The sequence below is a fragment of the Streptomyces sp. NBC_00414 genome, assembly GCF_036038375.1.
Classification (GTDB): Bacteria; Actinomycetota; Actinomycetes; order Streptomycetales; family Streptomycetaceae; genus Streptomyces.
Map to the genome: position 1 here is coordinate 9999912 of NZ_CP107935.1, position 18590 is coordinate 10018501.

General features: G+C 70.6%; 13 protein-coding genes. 3 read left to right on the forward strand and 10 right to left on the reverse strand.

Annotated features, from left to right (window positions below; translation table 11 throughout):
* Nucleotides 1-11: 11 nt before the first annotated feature.
* Nucleotides 12-1343, reverse strand: coding sequence for an ABC transporter substrate-binding protein (locus OHS59_RS42815; protein ID WP_328498739.1), 1332 nt, complete (start codon nt 1341-1343; stop codon nt 12-14).
* A 128-nt stretch (nt 1344-1471) separates the two neighbouring features.
* The gene (locus tag OHS59_RS42820) at nt 1472-2587 is read right to left on the reverse strand and encodes a substrate-binding domain-containing protein (RefSeq protein WP_328498740.1); all 1116 of its coding nucleotides are present in this window, start codon (nt 2585-2587) and stop codon (nt 1472-1474) included.
* A 246-nt stretch (nt 2588-2833) separates the two neighbouring features.
* Here OHS59_RS42820 and OHS59_RS42825 point away from each other — a divergent pair, with 246 nt between their 5' ends.
* Complete coding sequence (locus OHS59_RS42825) at nt 2834-3916, forward strand: glycoside hydrolase family 43 protein (RefSeq protein ID WP_328498741.1); 1083 nt, start codon at nt 2834-2836, stop codon at nt 3914-3916.
* Between the two features lie 36 nt (nt 3917-3952).
* Here OHS59_RS42825 and OHS59_RS42830 read toward each other — a convergent pair whose 3' ends face one another.
* The 3 genes from OHS59_RS42830 to OHS59_RS42840 form a co-directional block, all read right to left on the reverse strand.
* Nucleotides 3953-4684, reverse strand: a complete 732-nt coding sequence (locus tag OHS59_RS42830; RefSeq protein ID WP_328498742.1) for a hypothetical protein — start codon at nt 4682-4684, stop codon at nt 3953-3955.
* A gap of 182 nt (nt 4685-4866) precedes the next feature.
* Complete coding sequence (locus OHS59_RS42835) at nt 4867-6042, reverse strand: serine hydrolase domain-containing protein (RefSeq protein WP_328498743.1); 1176 nt, start codon at nt 6040-6042, stop codon at nt 4867-4869.
* Between the two features lie 243 nt (nt 6043-6285).
* On the reverse strand, nt 6286-7239 hold the full coding sequence (locus tag OHS59_RS42840) for an NADP-dependent oxidoreductase (protein ID WP_328498744.1): 954 nt from the start codon (nt 7237-7239) through the stop codon (nt 6286-6288).
* Nucleotides 7240-7343: 104 nt separating this feature from the next.
* Here OHS59_RS42840 and OHS59_RS42845 point away from each other — a divergent pair, with 104 nt between their 5' ends.
* Nucleotides 7344-7949 (forward strand): TetR/AcrR family transcriptional regulator, encoded by a 606-nt coding sequence (locus tag OHS59_RS42845; RefSeq protein WP_328498745.1) that lies wholly within the window; start codon nt 7344-7346, stop codon nt 7947-7949.
* A 12-nt stretch (nt 7950-7961) separates the two neighbouring features.
* Here the strand turns inward: OHS59_RS42845 and OHS59_RS42850 are convergent, their stop codons facing one another.
* The 3 genes from OHS59_RS42850 to OHS59_RS42860 are packed head-to-tail and all read right to left on the reverse strand — an operon-like array spanning nt 7962 to nt 12480.
* Entirely contained in the window at nt 7962-9596 is a 1635-nt protein-coding gene (locus OHS59_RS42850) for a tannase/feruloyl esterase family alpha/beta hydrolase (RefSeq protein ID WP_328498746.1), read from the reverse strand.
* Between the two features lie 38 nt (nt 9597-9634).
* Nucleotides 9635-11137 (reverse strand): AMP-binding protein, encoded by a 1503-nt coding sequence (locus OHS59_RS42855; protein ID WP_328498747.1) that lies wholly within the window; start codon nt 11135-11137, stop codon nt 9635-9637.
* Nucleotides 11134-12480 (reverse strand): MFS transporter, encoded by a 1347-nt coding sequence (locus tag OHS59_RS42860; RefSeq protein WP_328498748.1) that lies wholly within the window; start codon nt 12478-12480, stop codon nt 11134-11136. Before OHS59_RS42860 ends, OHS59_RS42855 begins: the two co-directional genes overlap by 4 nt.
* 174 nt (nt 12481-12654) lie before the next feature.
* Here OHS59_RS42860 and OHS59_RS42865 point away from each other — a divergent pair, with 174 nt between their 5' ends.
* Nucleotides 12655-14550, forward strand: a complete 1896-nt coding sequence (locus OHS59_RS42865; protein WP_328498749.1) for a helix-turn-helix domain-containing protein — start codon at nt 12655-12657, stop codon at nt 14548-14550.
* Nucleotides 14551-14598: 48 nt separating this feature from the next.
* Here OHS59_RS42865 and OHS59_RS42870 read toward each other — a convergent pair whose 3' ends face one another.
* Both OHS59_RS42870 and OHS59_RS42875 read right to left on the reverse strand, forming a co-directional pair.
* Complete coding sequence (locus OHS59_RS42870) at nt 14599-16161, reverse strand: mucoidy inhibitor MuiA family protein (RefSeq protein WP_328498750.1); 1563 nt, start codon at nt 16159-16161, stop codon at nt 14599-14601.
* A gap of 7 nt (nt 16162-16168) precedes the next feature.
* Complete coding sequence (locus OHS59_RS42875) at nt 16169-18415, reverse strand: DUF4139 domain-containing protein (protein ID WP_328498751.1); 2247 nt, start codon at nt 18413-18415, stop codon at nt 16169-16171.
* Between the last annotated feature and the right edge of the window lie 175 nt (nt 18416-18590).

Consider the following 18590-nt stretch of genomic DNA (forward strand, 5'->3'; position numbering starts at 1 on the left):
TTCTCGTCGGCTCAGGTGGAGCGCTGGGTGGTGGACAGGCCCAGGGCCTTGAGGTCGGGCATGGTGCCCTCCTGCGCGGTGCGCAGGGACTCGGTCAGCGATCCCTGGCCGCCGCCGACGCGGGCGAAGGAGTCCTGCATGACCCGCTGGGTGGCGCTCATCCGCGGTCCCCACAGCCAGCCCTCACCGATCTTCTCCGCTTCCTGTTCGTACAGGCCGTAGATGTCCTGCCCGCCGTAGTACGAGCGGTCGAAGGCCTTGCGGCCCACGGCGACCAGATCGGGTGCGGCCGGGTACTGACTGCTCGTGCCGCTGGAGAGGCGGGCCCGCAGGGCATCGGGGTGGGAGACCTGCCACTCGATGAACTGCATCGCGGCTTCGGGCCTGCGGCTGTCCTTGGTGATGGCGAACGTCGACCCGCCGTGGGTGCCGACGGAAGGGTTCCCGGTGTCCCACTGGGGGAGCGGCGCGATCCGCCACTGGCCCTTCTGCCCGGGACGCGCGTTCATCTGCGCGCCCGCGTCCCACGCGCCGCTGAGCCGGGTGAGGACCAGCCCGTTGCCGATCTGCGCGTCGGACTGCCTGCTCTCGACCGCGTTGAGGAACACGTCGTCCCGGTCGATGAGCCGCTGCCAGTACTGCGCGACGCGCCGGGAGGGCGCGTCGGCCAGGGAGACGTTCCAGGCTCCACCGGAGGTGTCGAACCACTGCGCGCCTGCCTGCCAGGCGTAGGCGGCGAACTGTGTCATCCCGTCCGTCGGGAACAGCACGAGCCGCCGGTCGGCGGCCTTGCGGCGTACGGCGTTCGCCTGTTCGGCGAACTCGTCCCAGGTGCGCGCGACTTGGAGTCCGTACCGGTCGAAGAGGTCGGCGCGGTAGTGCATCACCATCGGCTCGACGTCCAGCGGAACGCTGAACACCCGCTTCTCGAAGGTGGTCTGGGCGAGCGCCTGCGGCAGCAGCTTGCCGCGCAGGGAGTCACTGACCAGGTCGGTGATGTCGCGGGCCACGCCGTCGATGGCGAACCCCGGCACCTGCGGGTACTCGATGGTCGCGACATCGGGTGCGTTGCCCGCCCGGGCGGCGTTGCTGAGCTTGGCGTAGCCGCCCTGCCCACCGGAGGGGATCTGCTGGAAGTCGACCTGCACGCTCTTGTGCGTGCGGTTGAAGGCGTCGACCACTTCCTGGCTGCCGCGCAGGGCGGACCAGAAGGTGATGCGCGTGGTGCGGCCCGTACTTGCCGACGAGGCTCCGTTCCCTCCGCTGCAGGCGCCTACGGCTCCTGTCAGCGGTACGGCGGCCATCGCGGCGAGCACGGACCGACGATCGGGTCGTCCGGGCATGGGCGCCTCCCGCGGCTCCTGCGTGTCCGCCTCGTTGCGGACACGACTGTTCGGGACACGGGAATCCTCATCGCTCTCGACCCAAACGGTCAATAGATCGATCAGAAGAAAAACAAACGCTCAAACGCTCACTCGTCGGAGGTGGCGGCCCCGGCCGTCCCGCCGTCCACCCGCCGCGTCGAACCGCGCACCATCAGCCGCGGGAGCAACTCGACCCGGCGCGCGGGCCGTTCGCCGCCCTCCCGCAGGCGCTGCGTCAACAGCTCGGCGGCGGTCCGGCCGACCTCCGCCTTGGGCGGGGACACCGCGGTCAGCGGAGACGTGGCCAGCGCGGCCACCACATCGTCGTACGCCACGACCGAACAGTCCTCGGGCACCCGCACCCCGTCGTCCGCCAGCCGCTGTACGACCATCAGCGCGTCCACGTCGCTGTGCAGCACCACCGCGGTCGCCCGCGTCCGGCGCAGCAGCCGCGGCACGTCCGCGGTCTCGTCCGCGGTGTACGGCCCTTCACGCCCCGCCTGCTCCGAGATCAGCGCCCACGCCCACTCCTCCAGCAGCGGATGCGCCCCGGCGATGCTCGTGAAGGCGGCCCGCAGCGTGCGCGCCGTCGGACTGTCCTCCCGGGTCGCGAACACGATCCGACGGTGACCGAGCCCCACCAGGTGCTCCACGGCGAGATGCGCGCCGTACCAGTGGTCCGAGCACACCGACTCCAGGGCGTGCCCCGCGCCGCCCTGCCGCGGCCGGCGCTCCATCAGCACGGTGGGCACCTCCAGCGCGGCGAGCCAGTCGTAGTCGGCCCGCTCCGCCGCCTCGGTGTGCCAGCGGGGCGCGAGGAGCAGGCCGCGGGCGCCGTCGGCCAGGGCCCGCTCCACCAGCGGCCGTTCGGCACCGGTCACCTGGGGCGCGATGTGCAGAGCCATGCGCATCCCGGCCTCCTCCAATGCCGTGCGGGCGCCGTGCAGCGTCTCGGTCAGGTACGAGTGCCGCTCCGGCACCACGACGGCCACCCGGTCCCCGCCGGGCGGGTCGTTCGAGCCGATCTCCTGCGCGGGCAGCGTCGAGCGGACGACGCCGTGTCCGCGGCGCAGCCTGCCCTCACGGGTCAGCTCCTCGACGTCGCGGCGCACCGTCACCACCGAGACCTGCAACTCGTCGGCGAGGTCCCGGACCCGCGCGGCCCCGCGGGCCTGGACCGCCGCCAGAATGCGCTGACGCCTGAGATCGACCGGCTCCCGCACTGTGCTCCACCCCGAATGTTCGTTTGAGCGATTCAGTTCATCATAACGATCGGCTCGGGGTGGCGTCATGGTGTCGTCGTGGTGCGGGTATCGGCGTTGTGTGAACCGTTGACATGTTCACTGCGGCTCAGGATGCTTGAGAGCGCTTTCATCCCCCTTTCGGCTTTGTCCCCCACCTGAGACCGGCTGGACCCCGTCCGTACGCGGGCGGTGTGCTGCCGGTCCGGCGCGAAGCAGAGGCCAACCATGCACGGGATCAAGAGAATCTCCAGCCTTCTCAGCGGATTCGTGGCTCTGGCTCTGGCCGGTGTCCTCGCGGCCGCCCTGACCCTCTCGTCCGCCACACCCGCCCACGCGGGGTCGACCGGTCTCCGGGCGGCGGACCCGAGTGTGGTGCGGGTGGGAAGCACCTACGTGTCGGTCCAGTCGACCGGCACCGGCATCGCCGTACGGCAGGCCTCCTCGACGGACGCGCTGGCGTCGGCGCCCGCTCGGCAGGTCTGGTCGGACACCCGGAACCTCGGTGAGATCTGGGCTCCGGAGATCACCACCGAGAACGGCCGCTACTACATCTACTTCTCGGGCGGCCGTGGCTCGGCCCACCGCATGTACGTGATCAGCTCCGCCACCGCGGACAGCGGGTACACCACCGAGACGAAACTCGCCCTTCCGGACGACAAGTGGGCCATCGACGGGACGCTGTTCACCTTCAACGGGCAGCGGTGGTTCGTCTGGTCGGGCTGGGCCGGCGACACCAACGTGGAGCAGAACCTCTACATCGCGCGGATGAGCAGCCCGACCACACCGACGGGCGCGCGGTACGTCATCTCGCAGCCGCGGGAGAGCTGGGAACGCGTGGTCGGCAACCCCTACATCAACGAGTCCCCCGAGGCGATCAAGGACCCGAACGGACAGCTGCACATCGTGTACTCGGCCAACGGCAGCTGGAGTGACCAGTACTGCCTGGCCGACCTGCGGCTGCGGGCCGGAGGCGACCCGACCTACGTATGGGACTGGTACAAGTCCAACGGCTGCCTGTTCGGGTCCAACCGCGCGACGATGATGTCCGGTTGGGACCCGACGCTGTACGTCGACGGCCCCGGCCACCACAGCTTCGTCCTGCTCGACGGCGACATCAACACCAGTCCGCCGGCCGGGCCGAGGTTCCCGCTGATGTTCCACGCGGTGGCGAAGGGCACCCCGTACTCGTGGGCGAACCGGTTCTGGTACACCGGCACCTTCGCCTGGTGGGGCAACACCACGTACAGCCGGGCCAACGTGCCCGGCGCCAACACCAGTACGGGGTGGAGCCTGAAGTTCTTCGAGTAGGGGTGCTGCCCAGCGGTACCTGGTGGTGCCGGGTGGTCACCAGCGGTCGAGCGTGGCCAACAGCATTCCGGCGGCGATCCCGGTGAAGACGAGAGCGAACACGATGTCCACGACGAGAGCCGTCCCGGTGGGCAGACCATAGGCCAAGGCGTGTGTCGTCAGACTGACCGGCTGGAAGCTCATGAACATCCAGCTGAACGTGCGGAAAGCGAGCATGAAGAGCCCGTCCCGCCAGCCGAACAGCAGCCCCCACAGCAGAATCCCGAGGCCGAGGAACGCGACGTACAGCCAGGCGTTGAGCGTCGAGCCGGACTTCGGCAGGAACCACTGCGCGGCGCCCATCACCTCCACACCGACGACTTCGCCGCGCCAGAGCCGCAGCCTGACCGGCTGCCCTTCTTCGGCCTTGGAGTAGAAACGGGACGACACGTCGCGGGCCTGACGGGAACCGTCGGCCCGCCGCCAGGTGACCTCGTGATGGGTGGTCGTGCTCGTGTACGTGTTGCCGTCGGCGTCCGTGTGCGTGGATGTCGTCGTGTAGGTCCGCCGACCGGCGACGGAGCCCTCCTCGTCGGTGAAACACTCATGGCCGCCCCGGTCGCACGCCACGACCTCGCGGAACTCCCGGGTCTGCCGAAACGGCTCGGCGGCACCGACAAGCCCCACCACCAGCACACCGACACCGATCGCGACCACAAGCCACCGCCCGAGGAGACCCCCGGGCAGCGACACATGGAGCGGCAGCAGCCGAAATCGACGAAGCCTCATACGCAACCCCCGTAACAGATCACCCGCGCATGGCGCGAAGTGCTGTCCGGGTGATGCCCACTCGCAATGCGTCAGACGCTTCTACGGGTGCTGTGACAGTTGGTGCCGAGCGCGGCGCTCCGGCGAAGCGGCCTGAGCCCTCGGCTCCTGTCGTTCAGCGTTCGTCATTCAGTGTCTGTCGCTCACCGCTTGCGCAGCAGTGCGCAGACGAGGTTCTCCTGGACGGTCCGCAGCCGCTTCAGGAGTTCCGGCTTGCTGGTCTTGTTGACCTGAGTGGTGAGGGAGACGGTCAGCGATCGCGTGCCGTCCGGGGTGGCCGCGATGAGTTGCGTGTAGCCGGGGAAGTTGCCCGTGTGGCCGTGGACCACGCCGCAGCGGGTGGTGTACTTGAAGATGGCGAGACCGGCTTTGTTCTTGCCGGGGCCCGCGGGTTCGGAAGCGCCGTCCACCCAGTCGCGCTGCTGGTGACGTGTCCGGTCGGAGATCAGCTCGCCGCCGGCGTAGCCACGGATGAAGGCCGTCATGTCCTGCGGGGTGGAGATGATCCCGCCCGATGCCCATACGCCGGACGCGCTCAGTACTTCGCTGACATCCTCGGGCGGGTTCTGCCCGGTGACGTCGTAGCCGTGCATGTACGGCCGGGGCATCCGATAGCCCTGCGGCAGGCTGGTGCTGTGCAGTTCCAACGGGCGGTACACGAGTTCGTCGAGCAGGTCCTCGTAACGCCGGTCCGTCACGGCCTCCGCCATCAGTGCCACGGCGATGTTGTCGGAGTTGGAGTACTCGTACCGGGACCCGGGGCGGAACGCCAACGGTTCGTCGGCCACGAAGTCCAGCAGTCGGCGCGAGTCGAAGCGGCGGCGCGGATTCTCGGTCACCAGGGCCAGGAACTCGGGGTCGGCGCTGAAGTCGGGCAGCCCGCTGGTGTGGTTCAGGAGCTGCCGGAGAGTGACCCGATGCCAGGCACGCGGCAGCCGGGGGAGCACCTTGTCGAGGGTGTCGCCCAGCCGCAGATCCCCGGAGTCGACGAGGCGCAGAGCGACCGCGCCGCTGAACGCCTTGGCCGTACTGGCGATGCGCATGTGGTCGGTGACCTGGACCGGACGATCGGTGCCGGTCTTGGCGACGCCGGCCCGGAAGACCTGGGTGTGGGACCCACGCTTGAGGACGGCGATCACCCCGGGAGGTCCGTCGGGTGCGTCGGTCAGTGCCTGCAACTGCCGCCGCAAGGCGCGGTCGTCGTTAGCGGGGGCGTCCGAGGCGTGGGTCGGGGCGGCCTGCACCAGACCGGTCAGACAGGCAGCGCTCAGCAGAGCGACCAGAGGGAGGCGGACCTGCGCGGAGCGGGGGACTGACACGGGGGAACTCCTGACGGGTGGGCGCGGCGGGACGTCAGAGCGACCAGGTGCCGCCAGGACACCTGGTCTTCGGGGCCCAGAGGTCTCCGGGCAGCAGCGACGTGCTCCTCACCAGGGCTCCCTTTCTGTTCATCCCATAACAGGATGAACAGAAACAAACCACTGACGTGAGACCTAGGTGACGCGGCCGTACTGCACCTCAATGAGTGACAGGGCCACGCGGCCCGGCACCGGCCGACCGCGTCACGCGCCGGACGCGAGCGTCGTGAGGTCGAGGACGGTCTTCCCGCGGCGAGGGCCCGCCGCCACCGCCGCGTGTGCCTCCGCCACGCGGTCGGCCGGGAACACCGCCTGGACCGGTACGCGGAACCGCCCGCGCACCGCCTGCTCGGCGGCGACCGCCAGCCCGTGGCACCCGTCCGGCTGGCCCCCGTAGCGGCCGACCGAGAGGCGCACCCCGCGGCCGGGACCCGTGAAGTCGGCGAGCGTGACCACCGAGTCCGGGCCGCCGGTGAGGGCGACGAGCTCGTCCAGTGAGCCTTTCCCGGCCACGTCGAGGGCACGGTCGACACGTGGGATGCCGAGGGCGCGGACCCGTTCGGCCAGGCCGGGACCGTAGGCGACCGGCCTCGCGCCGAGAGAGGTCAGGAAGGCGTGGCTGCCGGGTCGGCCCGTCGCGAGCACGCGTGCCCCTCGCACCACCGCCAGTTGCACGGCGATGCTTCCGACGCCGCCCGACGCCCCGTCGATCAGGAGTGTCGTGTCCTGTTCCTCGGTGAGGCCGAGCAGGTCCAGGGCCCGGGTCGCCGTCTCGACGCCCGTCGCCGCGGCGCCCGCCTCGTCCCAGGACCAGGCGTCCGGCTTCGCCGCCCAGAACGCGAGCACCGCGAACCGCGCGCTCGCTCCGCCCAGCCGGGCGACGTCGACCGCTCCGAACACCTCGTCGCCGACCGCGTGGCCCGTGACACCCGGACCGACCTCGTCGATCACCCCGGCCGCGTCCACCCCGGGGATGTGCGGCAGGGCGAGACCGTCACGCGAGGGCGAGTCACCGGCCCGCAGCGCGAGGTCGACCGGAGACACTCCCGCCGCCCGGACGGCGATCCGTACCTCGCCCGGACCCGCGTGCGGCTCGGGCACGGATCCGATGCCGAGTACCTCAGGAGGACCGAACCGCTCGAACCGTACCGCGCGCATGATGCACCTTCCCTGCCCGGACGGTCCGGGCGTCGGCACACGGTAGACATGGAGGTGGAGCAGCTGATCCGGATCAGGTCGAAGTGAGAGGCGCGGCAAGCACAGTGACTCGGAAAACACGCACGGACGCGGAGGACAACCGCCGTCGCATCCTCTCGGTGGCCCGCGCCTCCTTCGCTTCCGAAGGGCTCGACCTGCCGATGCGGGAGATCGCCCGCCGGGTCGGCCTGGGTATCGCCACCGTCCACCGGCACTTCCCCTCACGCGCCGACCTGGTCACCGCGGCGCTCACCGAGCACGTCGCGGCCTGCCGCGCGGACATGCGGGCCGCCCTCGACGATCCCGACCCATGGCGTGCGCTCAGCGGTATCGTCCGCCGCTTCGCCGAGCACCGGCTGCGGGACCGCGGGCTGAACGAGGCTCTGTTCGGCTCCCATCCGGCTGCCGCCGCCTTCGCCGCGGACCGCCGCGAGCAGGCACGGGCGCTGCGCCGACTCGTCGACCGGGCCCGCGCCGCCGGCGTCGTCCGGGACGACATCGGCGTGGAGGACGTACGCATCTGCCTGGCGGCGATCGCCTCCTACCGCCTCACGCGGCCCGCCGCGGGCCTACACCGCCTCGTCGACCTCCTCCTGACCGGTCTGACCGGTCAGACCGCGGACCACCAACTCCCCGCGGGCACCGCACGGACCCCGCCCGCGCAGCCGTAGTGCCCTACCGCCTCAGGCCGCATTCCCGCCGCACACGAAACTGCCGGCGTTGTCGGGATTCCCGGCCCGGTACCTCGGCCAGCGGGGGTATTCGCACAGCGGCCTGGTCCTGCCGTCGCGTGCGTCGGTCGCGACCGGGGAGACAGGTTTCCGCTGCTTTTCGGACCACTGCTCGATCGCGGTGACCGAGTCCCAGCCGGGGGCGAACGCGGGGTTGCCGAAGTTCGCGTGGTTGGCGCCCGGCACGAGGTAGTACCGCATGAATTCCCGTGTCTCACGCGGCCCCGAGGTGCCGGTCACCCGCTCGTAGTAGTCGTTCGTCGAACGGTGCGAGACGAGTTCGTCGGCAGCACCGTGGATGAGCAGGAGCTTTCCGCCGGACCGCGCGAACGGTCGAAGGTCCGCGTCGTTGAGGTCCTGGATCTCGGACAACCGGCTGATGCGGGAAAGCCACTTTCCCGGCTGTTCCGGGTCGACGGCCAGAGGGCTGTGGCCGGGGTCGCGCGTCAGGAAGTACTTGACCCACTGGTCCCAGTACTGCGTTCCGTATCCGCTGGTGAGAGGCATCGGGTGGGCGGGTGCGGTGGTCCCGAAACCCAGCAGCGGTGTGCGCATGTCGGCACCGGAGAGGAAAGGGAAACCGGGGTAGCCCTTTTCACCACTGGCCACCTTGTACGGCCACTTCCACGGGGACGAGATGGCCGTGACCGAGGCGATCTGGCGGTCCGAGAGACATGACGAGCCGGTGTCGCCGCCATCCGGGCATCGCAGCTTCTCAGGTTCGAAACGGCAGGCATCCGGATTCGAAACGATCCCGTCGGCCAGTCCGTCCTGAGCGTCGCAGGCCCGGATGACGCTGTCGTACAGCAGCGCCTGCTTTTCGGGCCCGGGGAAGGCGCCGGGCCGCGCCAACAGCTGCGTCGCATGTCCCAGGTAGAGGACTTCGGCGAGGTTGTTCCACGCCGGGAACGCCGAGATCACGCCGTCGAAGGCACGGGGCCAGCGCTGCACGACGGCCAGCGCCTCGCGGCCGCCGGTCGATCCGCCCGCGAAGTACACGTGCTCGGCTTGCGCCCCGTATCCCCGCCGGATGAGGAACTGGGCCGCGTCGTGGGTCTTCTTCAGCGCGTCGCCCGCGGAGAAATTCCGGAGTGCCTCGTCGTTGAGGGCGAAAGAGCCGTCCAGCGACGAAACGGGGTGCTTGGCGGGGTCCGCCTGATGCCCGGAATCACTTCCGTACGTGGCGTACCCGCGCGCCAGCGGGGTCGGGGCGTTCGCGAGCCCGAAGGGGGCGTTCGCGCGAACGTCGGGAAGGGTGCCGTTGTAGCCGCCACCGCCGAACATCATGGATCTGCGGGTCCACTCCAGAGGCAGAGCGACGCGCATCCGGATGGCGGGTGCTGAGGGGTCGACCGGGAAGAGTGCCGCGTCGACACGGCAGTACGTGACGCTCGTACCGCTGATGGTCTCCGTCACCTCGGACGCGGCATTCACCCGGCCGCCCCCGGTGGGCAGGGAGATCACGGACGCGGGGATACGTGACCTTGCCAGGGCCTCGCACCGCACCGCGTCGACGGGGGCGGTGGCCGGGCGGGCGTTCGGTGTGGTGCCGAGAAGCGCGGCCACGGCGGTGAGAGTGACACCCACACGCACTCCCGTTCTTCCGGTGGTCCTGGGGTCCATGGCTATTCCCCTCCTGGTTGACCGGCATGGGTCGGCTCGCCCATTCTCTGGGCACGCAATTCCGAACGCCGTACCTTGCCCGCCGCGTCGCGCAACGAGTCGTGGACCAGTTCGATCGACTTCGGCAGCTTGTACCGGGAAAGTCGCCCGTCGAGGAAGACCTGGATGTCATCCGCCGTGACGTCGGCTCTTTCCGGCGTATGGACGATCGCGTGCAGCCGATTTCCGGTGTCGACATCGGGAAGGCCGATCACGACCGCGGTCATCACCTGCTCGTGTTCGACCAGCGCGGCCTCGATCTCCGCCGGATACACATTGACCCCGCCCACGGTGATCATGTCCGACCGCCGGTCGAGGAGGTACAGGTAGCCGTCGGCGTCGAACCGCCCCATGTCCCCGAGAGACGACCAGCCGTCACGTACGGCCGGCTCGGCGCCGATGTAGCGGTACGTGGCATCGGTCCCCGGAGTCACCCGCATGTAGATCTCACCCGAGGCACCCGGCGCCGTGATCTCGGCGCCGTCAGGATCGAGCAGTTTCATCTCACCCCACGTCACCCGTCCCACCGATCCGACGTGCTCAAGCCATTCGTCCCCGCCGAGGGTGCATCCCGCCTCGGCCTCCGTGCCTCCGTACAGCTCACGGACCCGCTCGGGGCCCAGCCACTCGATCCACTTCCGCTTCAGCCAGACCGGGCACGGTTCGGCGCAGTGCCATACCGAACGCAGGGAGGCGAGCGTGTACCGGTCGCGGACCTCGTCCGGGAGCGCCACGATCCGGCGCATCATCGTCGGAACCAGATACACCCAGTCCACACCGTGATCGTCGATCGCGGACAGGGTGCGCTCGGCGTCGAAGCGGGTCAGCAGGGTCACCGATCCGCCGAGGAAGATCGTCGAAAGGGCGGTCACGAAGGGGGCGTTGTGGTGCAGTGGCGCGGTGATCAGCGCCTGTGCCCCGGCCTCGATTCCCCACATGTCGGTGTCGAAGCTTGACGTCACCGCAGGTCTGCCGGACAGGATGATCTTCGGGCGGCCGGTCGATCCACCGGAGGTCGGGGCCTTCCACGAGGTGGCGACCGCCGGTTCCAGGTCGTCGCCGGACTGTCGCGTCCTCAGGTCGTCCACGGTCACAGCCTGCGGGCGGTCGGCGAGCGTACCGCCGGGTTCCGTCACCACCACGGCGGGGTCACCGAGTTCGAGGACCGCGTCGAGCTCCGCGGGCCTCATCCGCGTCGACAGCACCTGCGGGGTGGCCCCGGCCTTGTAGCACGCGAACACGGCCAGGACGAGATCCGTCGAGTTGGGCAGCAGCAGGGACACGATCCGGCCGGTGGTCGCCCCGGCGGCCAGCAGGCCACGCGCGATCCTGTTGCTGTCACGGTGCAACGCGCTCCAGGTCAGTGTTTCGGTGCCGGCGCGCACCACCACGGTGTCCCCGGTCTCGGCGGCGTACGCTCCGGGGATCTCGGACAGCGGGAATCCGTCCTGAGGCAGGAAGGTCACGGAAGCACCTCCAGGTCGGGCTCGACCGCCGTGGTCCGGGCGGTCTTCCTGTCCTCTTTCCGCAGAGCCCAGCGCAGGGCCACCGCGAGTGCGCCGCCGACGAGGGACGTGGCGATGACGATGGGGAAGCCGGAGGTCGGATCCCCGGAGTCCGACTCGGCCAGCCCGAACAGGTACGGGCCCACGAACCCGCCGGTCAGGCCGACCGTGTTGATGAAGGCCAGCCCGGCGGCCGCCACGATTCCCGACATCCGCGCCATGGCCACGGACCAGAAGATCGGCAGGGTGGCGAACGTGAAGACGGACATGACACCGATCAGGGCGATGCGCACGCCCGGCGAGGAAACCGCCAGGAAGACCGCCGCGACCAGGGCGGGCGCCGCGGCGAGGACGCCGATGGTGAGGGACTCGCGCGGGACACGGCGGAAGACCAGCGGCATCACCAGCACGCCGATCATGCCTCCGATCCCCGTCACCCCGCTGAGCAGGCCGATCAGGAACGACCCGCTCACGTCCAACGACTCGATGATCGAGGGCACGTTGAACGTCACGCCGTTCATCGTGACCTGGTTGAGGAAGTAGATGACCCCGATGAGGAGGATGAACGGCCGCCCGAACGCCTGCCCCATGTTGCCTCTGAGGGCGTGCCCGGGGTCCGGACCGGATCCCCGGCCGGCCTGCTCGCTCAGCGCCGCCGCCTCGTCCGCGGTCAGCCATGTCGCATCGGCGGGCACCTCCGGCAGGAAGGCCAGGACGACCAACCCGATGACCATGGTGATCAGTCCCTCGATCAGGAACATCCACTGCCAGCCGTGGAGTCCACCCACGTCGTCCAGCTCCATCAGGGCGCCGCCGAGCGGACCGCCCAGGAGCAGACCGAGCGTGGGCGCGAGGTACACGAACCCGATCGCGGTGGCACGCTCCTTCTGCCCGAACCACTGGGTCACCATGAACATCATCGCCGGATAGAGACCGGCCTCGGCCGCACCGAGTGCGATCCGCCCGATGTAGAAGGTGACGTCGTCGTGGATGAACATCATGAGCGACGTGACCGCGCCCCAGCTCAGAGCGATCCGCGCGATCCAGCGTCGTGGTCCGATCCGGTACATGACCAGGTTGCTCGGGACCTCGAAGAGCGCGTACGTCAGGAAGAAGAGACCCGCGCCGAGGCCGAAGGCGGCCGCACTGATGTCCACGTCCGCCCGCAGGTGGGTCTTCGCCAGAGCGATGTTCGTCCGGTCGACGTAGGACATGAAGTAGGCGAGGCACAGGACCGGCAGCAGCCGCAGCATCGCCTTTCGGACGGCGACGGTGTAGAGACCGCCGACGGCAGGAATCGACATCCTTGTCACTCCCCATGAGATCGGGCCCGGACGTGGGCGCTTGCGTGGTCGAAAGGTCGAGAGGTGGAGAAGGCGGGAGTTCGAGTCACAACGATGTGGCGTGGGGCGAGGTTAGAGCCACGCACGCCCGCCATATGATGGAAAGCTCCTCCACTCATCACGAAGCCGGGGTGTATGAATCCACCACCTCAGTCCTCCGCGGAGTCGGCGACGGCAGGGACAGACTCCGACGCGGCCGAAGGTGAACTGGCCGCCTACCGGCTGCGCCGCGAGCGCGAACTCAACAGCCTGTACACGACGGCCCGGTCCCTGACCGCGCTCGGCGAGGTCGACGAGGTCCTGCATTCGATCGTGCGGCACGCCCACGAGCTGATCGGCAGCGACTTCGCGTATCTGTCGCTGCTGGACGCGGAGGGGTACCTCACCGTGAGAGCGTCCGCCGGCACGATCTCGTCGGAGTTCTCGTCGGGCCGGATGCCGCCCGGAACAGGCCTGGGCGGACGTGTGATCGAGTCCGGCGTTCCCTTCTGGGTCAGCAACTACCGAGAGGCCCAGGTCCTCCCGCACGACCCCGCGTTCGACCTGCTCGTGCCCCGCGAAGGACTCATGGCACTGCTGGGCGTACCGCTCATGGTGGGTGACCGCGCCATCGGCGCCCTCTTCGCCGCCGACCGCACCGAGCGTCCCTTCGAGAAGGACGAAGTGGCCCTCTTCAGCGCTTTCGCCGGCCATGCCGCGGTCGCCCTCAACAACGCGCGGCTCTACGAGGAGTCCCGCGTCTCGCTGCGGCGCCTGGAGGACGCGTACCGCACGATCGAGGACCAGGTCACCACCATGGAACGGGCGGCGGCCGTCCACGAGGCCCTGACGCACGCGGTGCTGACCGGTGGTGGGCCCGGTGACATCGCGCAGCTCCTGGTCGAGCACCTGCGGGGCACGGTGACGGTCCGGGGCCGGGACGACGAGGTCCTCGCGATCCGCTTCCCTCGAGGACGGGACGGCGACGCCGACCGGAACGTACCTCCGGACGCGCCTCGGAACCTGCCTCGGGACACCGCGCGGGACATGCCTTCGGACGTGCCTCGGGACGTGTGCGAGGAAGCACGCGACACCGGGCGGTGTGTCTCGACGCAAGGTGCGGACGGCTACTTCCGCAGCGTGGTGGCCGTCCGGCCCGGCGGAAACCATTTCGGCTTCCTGTCCCTGGCGTGCCGCGCAGCGCCGGAGCCCGCGGACGTCCGCATGCTGGAGCGCTCGGCACAGATCATGGGCCTGCTGTTCCTCATGCGCGATGCCCATGCCGAAGCGGAGGAGCGGGTCCGGGGTGAGCTGCTCATGGAACTCATGTCCCGCTCGCCTCTGCATCCGGCCCAGCGCGACCGGGCTCTCGCCCGTGGCGTCGACGTCGACCACCTCGACGTCCTCGTCGTGGTCGACTGCCCCGAAAGGACCGCGAGCGAAGTCGTCCGGCAGTTGAAACCCCTCTCGACCGAGCGGTCGGGGCTGGCGGGCGAATATCTGGGCCGGCCGACGATGCTGCTGCACGCCGACGACGTGGAGGATGTCGCGCGCACACTGCACCGCAGGCTGCGCCGCACGCTCGGTGTGCCCGTACTCGTGGTCGCCGACCGGATCGCGGGCGAGCGGTCCCGCGCGTTCACGCTGGCACAGCGCTGCGTCAGGGTGATCCGCTCCCTGGGGGAGAACGACCGCGGGGCAAGCGCTCAGCAGTACGGGATGTACGCGCTCGCCTTCGACCCCGAACGCTCGGGCGACCTCGACCGGTTCCTCACCGACAGCATCGGTACGCTGCTGGAGTACGACCGGCGACGGTCGACCGACCTCGTGGCCACGGCGTCCGCCTACTTCGCCCACTCCCGGAACCTGAGCCGGACGGCCCGCGCCCTGCACGTACACCTGAACACGTTGCTGAAGCGCCTGGACCGTATCGGCTCCCTGCTCGGCGAGGACTGGCGCTCGCCGGACTCGGCGCTGCGCCTCCAGCTGGCCCTGAGACTGCACGAGTTGAGGGCGGCGGTCGACGGGAACTCGCCGGACACCAGCGGTTGAGGTGACCCCCCGGCAGGCCCGTACGGGAACGCGACGACAGAAGCCCGGTCAGATCCCCGTCACCTTGCTGCTCGCCGAGATCTCGTACACCAAGGTCACTGTGCGGCGACCGCCCGGAGGGACCGTGACGTCCCAACGGGCGATCCCCTCGGCGCCGACAGTGTCGGGCGCGGGGGAGCAGACTTCCGTACGCACGCGGATCTCGACTCCAGAGACCTCGGAGACGGGCAAGCGTTCCCGGAGGACGACGACTCGCGCGCCGTGGTCTCCCGGGGCGGCGAAGTGGGACAGGTGCAGACGCACCGTCCGGGTGACCAGGGTGCGCTGGGACATTCCGGCGGTCGTACGGGACTCCTCGGTGTGCCGGACCACCCGGTGGTCGTCGGAGCTGCCGAAGGCCAGCTCGACGGGCGCCCCGGGGGCCGCGAACTCCAGCGTCGAGCGGCCGACGAAACCGCTGCCGCGGACCAGGTCGACGGGGCCCGCGAGCAGCGCGTGCCCGGACCGGTTCTCGAACCGCACCACCTGGGTGACCAGTGGGGAGAGCTCGGGCGAGCAGGCGTACTCCGTGCCGGCCGCCGTGGTGAAGGCGGAGAGCGGTACCCGGTGGGCGCGGCCGTCGCCGGGGACGGACACCGGAGCGGGGGAGCGGAACACCCGTGTCTCGCCCGCGTCGTCGACGCCCGGGAGGCCGAGCACCGGAGCCTGGCCGAGGTCCCCGATCTCCTCCTCCCTCAACTCGACGTCCACCGTGCGGCGTTCGGCCGACGAGCGGTCCCGCAGGGTCAACCTGTCCTGGCCCAGTCGCGGCGGCTCGGTGGCCAGCGCGGAACGGGCCGTCGACAACGTCAGGCGTACGTTCGACCAGTCCTCCCCGGTGCGCTGCCAGACCATCGCGTCCGTTTCGAGCGTCAGGGAGTCACTGTCGAGCACGGCCCGGTAGGCGGGTCGCCACAGCGCACACGGCAGGAGGTGGCTCAGGCGCAGCCCGACCCGCCCGGCGGTCTCGGCCTCCACGGTCAGCTCGACATGGCCGACCAGTTCGGTGGGCTTGTCCTCCGCGAGGTGCAGGGTGTGCCGCGCCTCGCGGAGTTCGACCTCGACCGCCGCCAACCTGGCGTCCGTGGAACGGAGTTGCTCGCCGTACGTGTCGCGCTCGGTGTCCGCCCGGTCCAGTTCGCCGGTCCACCGGGGCCTGTCCACGGCACCGGTGCCCGCGCTCCGGCCGATCTCCCGCAACAGGTCGGCGGCCAGCCGCCCCAGCAGATCGAGACGGACGAGGAGGCGGTCGCGTACCCGTCCCAGGTCGCGCTGTTCCTCCTCCAGGAGGTGCACCCGCCGACGCAGTGCCGAGTCGTCGGCGGGGGACGGCCGGGGGTCGCGCGGCGCCCAGGTGCGTACGATCCGCGCGTCGAGGACCGTGGCGGGGTGCCCGGTCGTCAGCTCGGCGTGGAGCGAACGGTCGACGGCCAGCGCGCTGACCGGGCCGAGCCGCAGCCGCTGTACGCCGGGCCGCAGATCCAGGACGGCGGTACGTTCGACGAGGGCGCGGTCCTCCATGCAGGTGACGGCGGTGACGGGCAGGGCGATCGGCTGCGCATCCGTGGACATGTGTGTGTCAGCTCCTGCGGTTGCCGTCGACCAGGGCCTTGCCGGCCGGGATACGTATTTCGTAGCCGCCGTCGAGCGCGGCGGAGCCCCCGGCGGGCAGCTCCACCCGCCAGACGCGGGTGCCGGGGACGAGAGCGTCGGGCCCCGCGCCCTCCTTCGGCGTCGTCCACTCCGCCCGCTCGTCGATCCGGATGTCGGCGTCGGAGGTGACCGGTACCCGCTCGCGGACCTCGACGGCGACAGGCCGCGCCAGCCGGTTGACCAGCTCCACGTGGACGCGGTGGTCGAGCACGGTGACGGTGTTGCGCAGTCCCGAGGACGACTCGCGCAGATCCGTACGGCGAGTGACACGGATGGCCTCGGCAGGCCCGAGCCCCACCCGGCGCGTCCCGCCGGGAGCGAGCGTCGGGAGTGCCGCGGTCAGGAGGAAGTCGTCGTCGACGGTGACCTCCACCGGTCCGGCCAGCAGCGCCCGACCGGTGGCGTTGGAGAGCACCAGCGTGGTGTAGACGGTCTCTTCCACGGACGGCACACAGAGGTACTCGGTCCGCAGACCGACCGGGATCTCGGTGATGGTCACGGTGTGCAGGGTGCCGTCCGACGGGATGTCGGTGCGCGCGTGCGCGTCGTAGCGGTGGTCGAAGGAGCCTGCCGACTCACGGGGCCGTACGGCGTGGCCGGGCAGCGGCAGCGACGCCACGGCCTCGGCGGCGCGGCGCTGCTCGGTGGCCACCGGGTCGAAGGACGAGTCCGGGAAGAGCAGGCCTCTGCGACCGGCCTGTTCCTCGGGACCGGCCAGGACGAGGGCGGCGTAGTCGAGTTCGGCGCCGCTGGGGTGCGGTGGGCCGACGGGTGGTGCGGCCGGCATCGCACCGCTGGGGGCCGCGGGGACGGGCGGGCCGCCGGGAGCCGACGGCAGCATGGTGGACGAGGCGTCGAACGGAGCGGCGCCGGCGTAGGGAGCACCGCCCTGCCACGAGCCGGCCGGCTGCGCGAGGTCCGGCCCCGCGCCTCGCAGGGCCGGGGCGCCGGACGCGCCGGGCGCCGGGGGAGGCGGGGCGCCATAAGCCTGAGGCATCGGCGGCGGGAGAACGTAAGCCGCCGGTGCCGTGGGACCGTACCCCTGCGGGGCCGGTCCCGGTGCCGGCGGTGGTGCGGGAACTGCTGTGGAGTACGCCCCGGTGTCGTATACCGGAGACGCCCCGGTCTCGTACGCCGGAACGGCCCCGACCGCCATGGGCGGCGTCACGGCGGCCTTGGGTGCGGCGGCCGTACGGCTGCGACGGGCCGAGGGGTGAGGGGCTGCGGCAGGGGGCGCCGCGACGTCGTACCCGGTGAACAGGTCGGACAGCCCCGCGGGAGGCTCGCGCCAGCCGGACGGCGCGGGAGCGGGCTGACGACGGCCGATCCGGATCGAACGGAGCCTGGGCAGATCGGTGCGGCGGCGAAGGTCCGCGGTGGCCAGGGAGAGGCGTACGGCGTTCCAGTCCTCGCCGGTGCGCTGCGCCACCGAAGCGCGCAGCACCAGCCGGCCGCTGCCGTCGCCCTGGCGGTGGTCCAGCCGGTAGGCCGGGATCCAGACGGCGCCGGGCACTTCGTACTCCAGCTCCAGTTCCACTTCGGGGCCCTGCTCCGCGGCCTGTCCGTCGCGTGTGCGAACGAGGGTCACCAGGGCCGAGACCGTGGTCGAGACATGCGCCGAGGGAGCGTCGCTGGAGGAGCGGGCGAGGGCGTCCACCGCGACGCCGAGGTCGTGCTCGGAGTGGAGCAGCGCTTCCTCCAACTCGTCGAGCCGGGTGTGCAGACCGGCCAGCCGCGCGTCCACGAAGTCGGACAGCTCCAGCCACGCGTCGACCGGGGTACGGCGGGGTGGGTCGTCGCGTTTGCGGGCGGGCGGGACCGGACGGATCCCCCGGACCTCCTCGACGAGCCCCAGTTGCCGGTCCCGGCGTGCCCGCGCCGCCGCGCACTCCTCGTGCAGCCGCTCGACCTCGCGCTCCAACTCATGCGGTGTGGCAGGGTCGTTCGGTACGGAGTCGACCTCGACCCGCGCCTCGACCACCCGCACCCCGGAGGTACCGACGACACGGGCCGCCAGGGAGCCGGGGCCCAGCGTCCGGGGCAGGCCGGTGATCCGCACCCTGCCGTCCGGCGGCACGCTGCCCCGCGCGACGCGTCGACAGACCGCGCCCTGGGCGTAGACCACGACCGAGTCGAGTGCCGAGTCCCAGACTTGTGTTGCCTCAGCCTTCAAGTGCTCCCCCTGGCCATGTTCCTGGCTGTGTTCGTACGGCCGGCCGTGTCCGCCGGGCTGACAGCGTACGCCTGGCGGTGAACGCGTCCTGAGACGGCCGGCGATGTACGTGTCCTCGTACTCCCGGGCCGAGACGTGAGCATGCGCGCAGGTGAGTACGGCGGCGATGGACCGG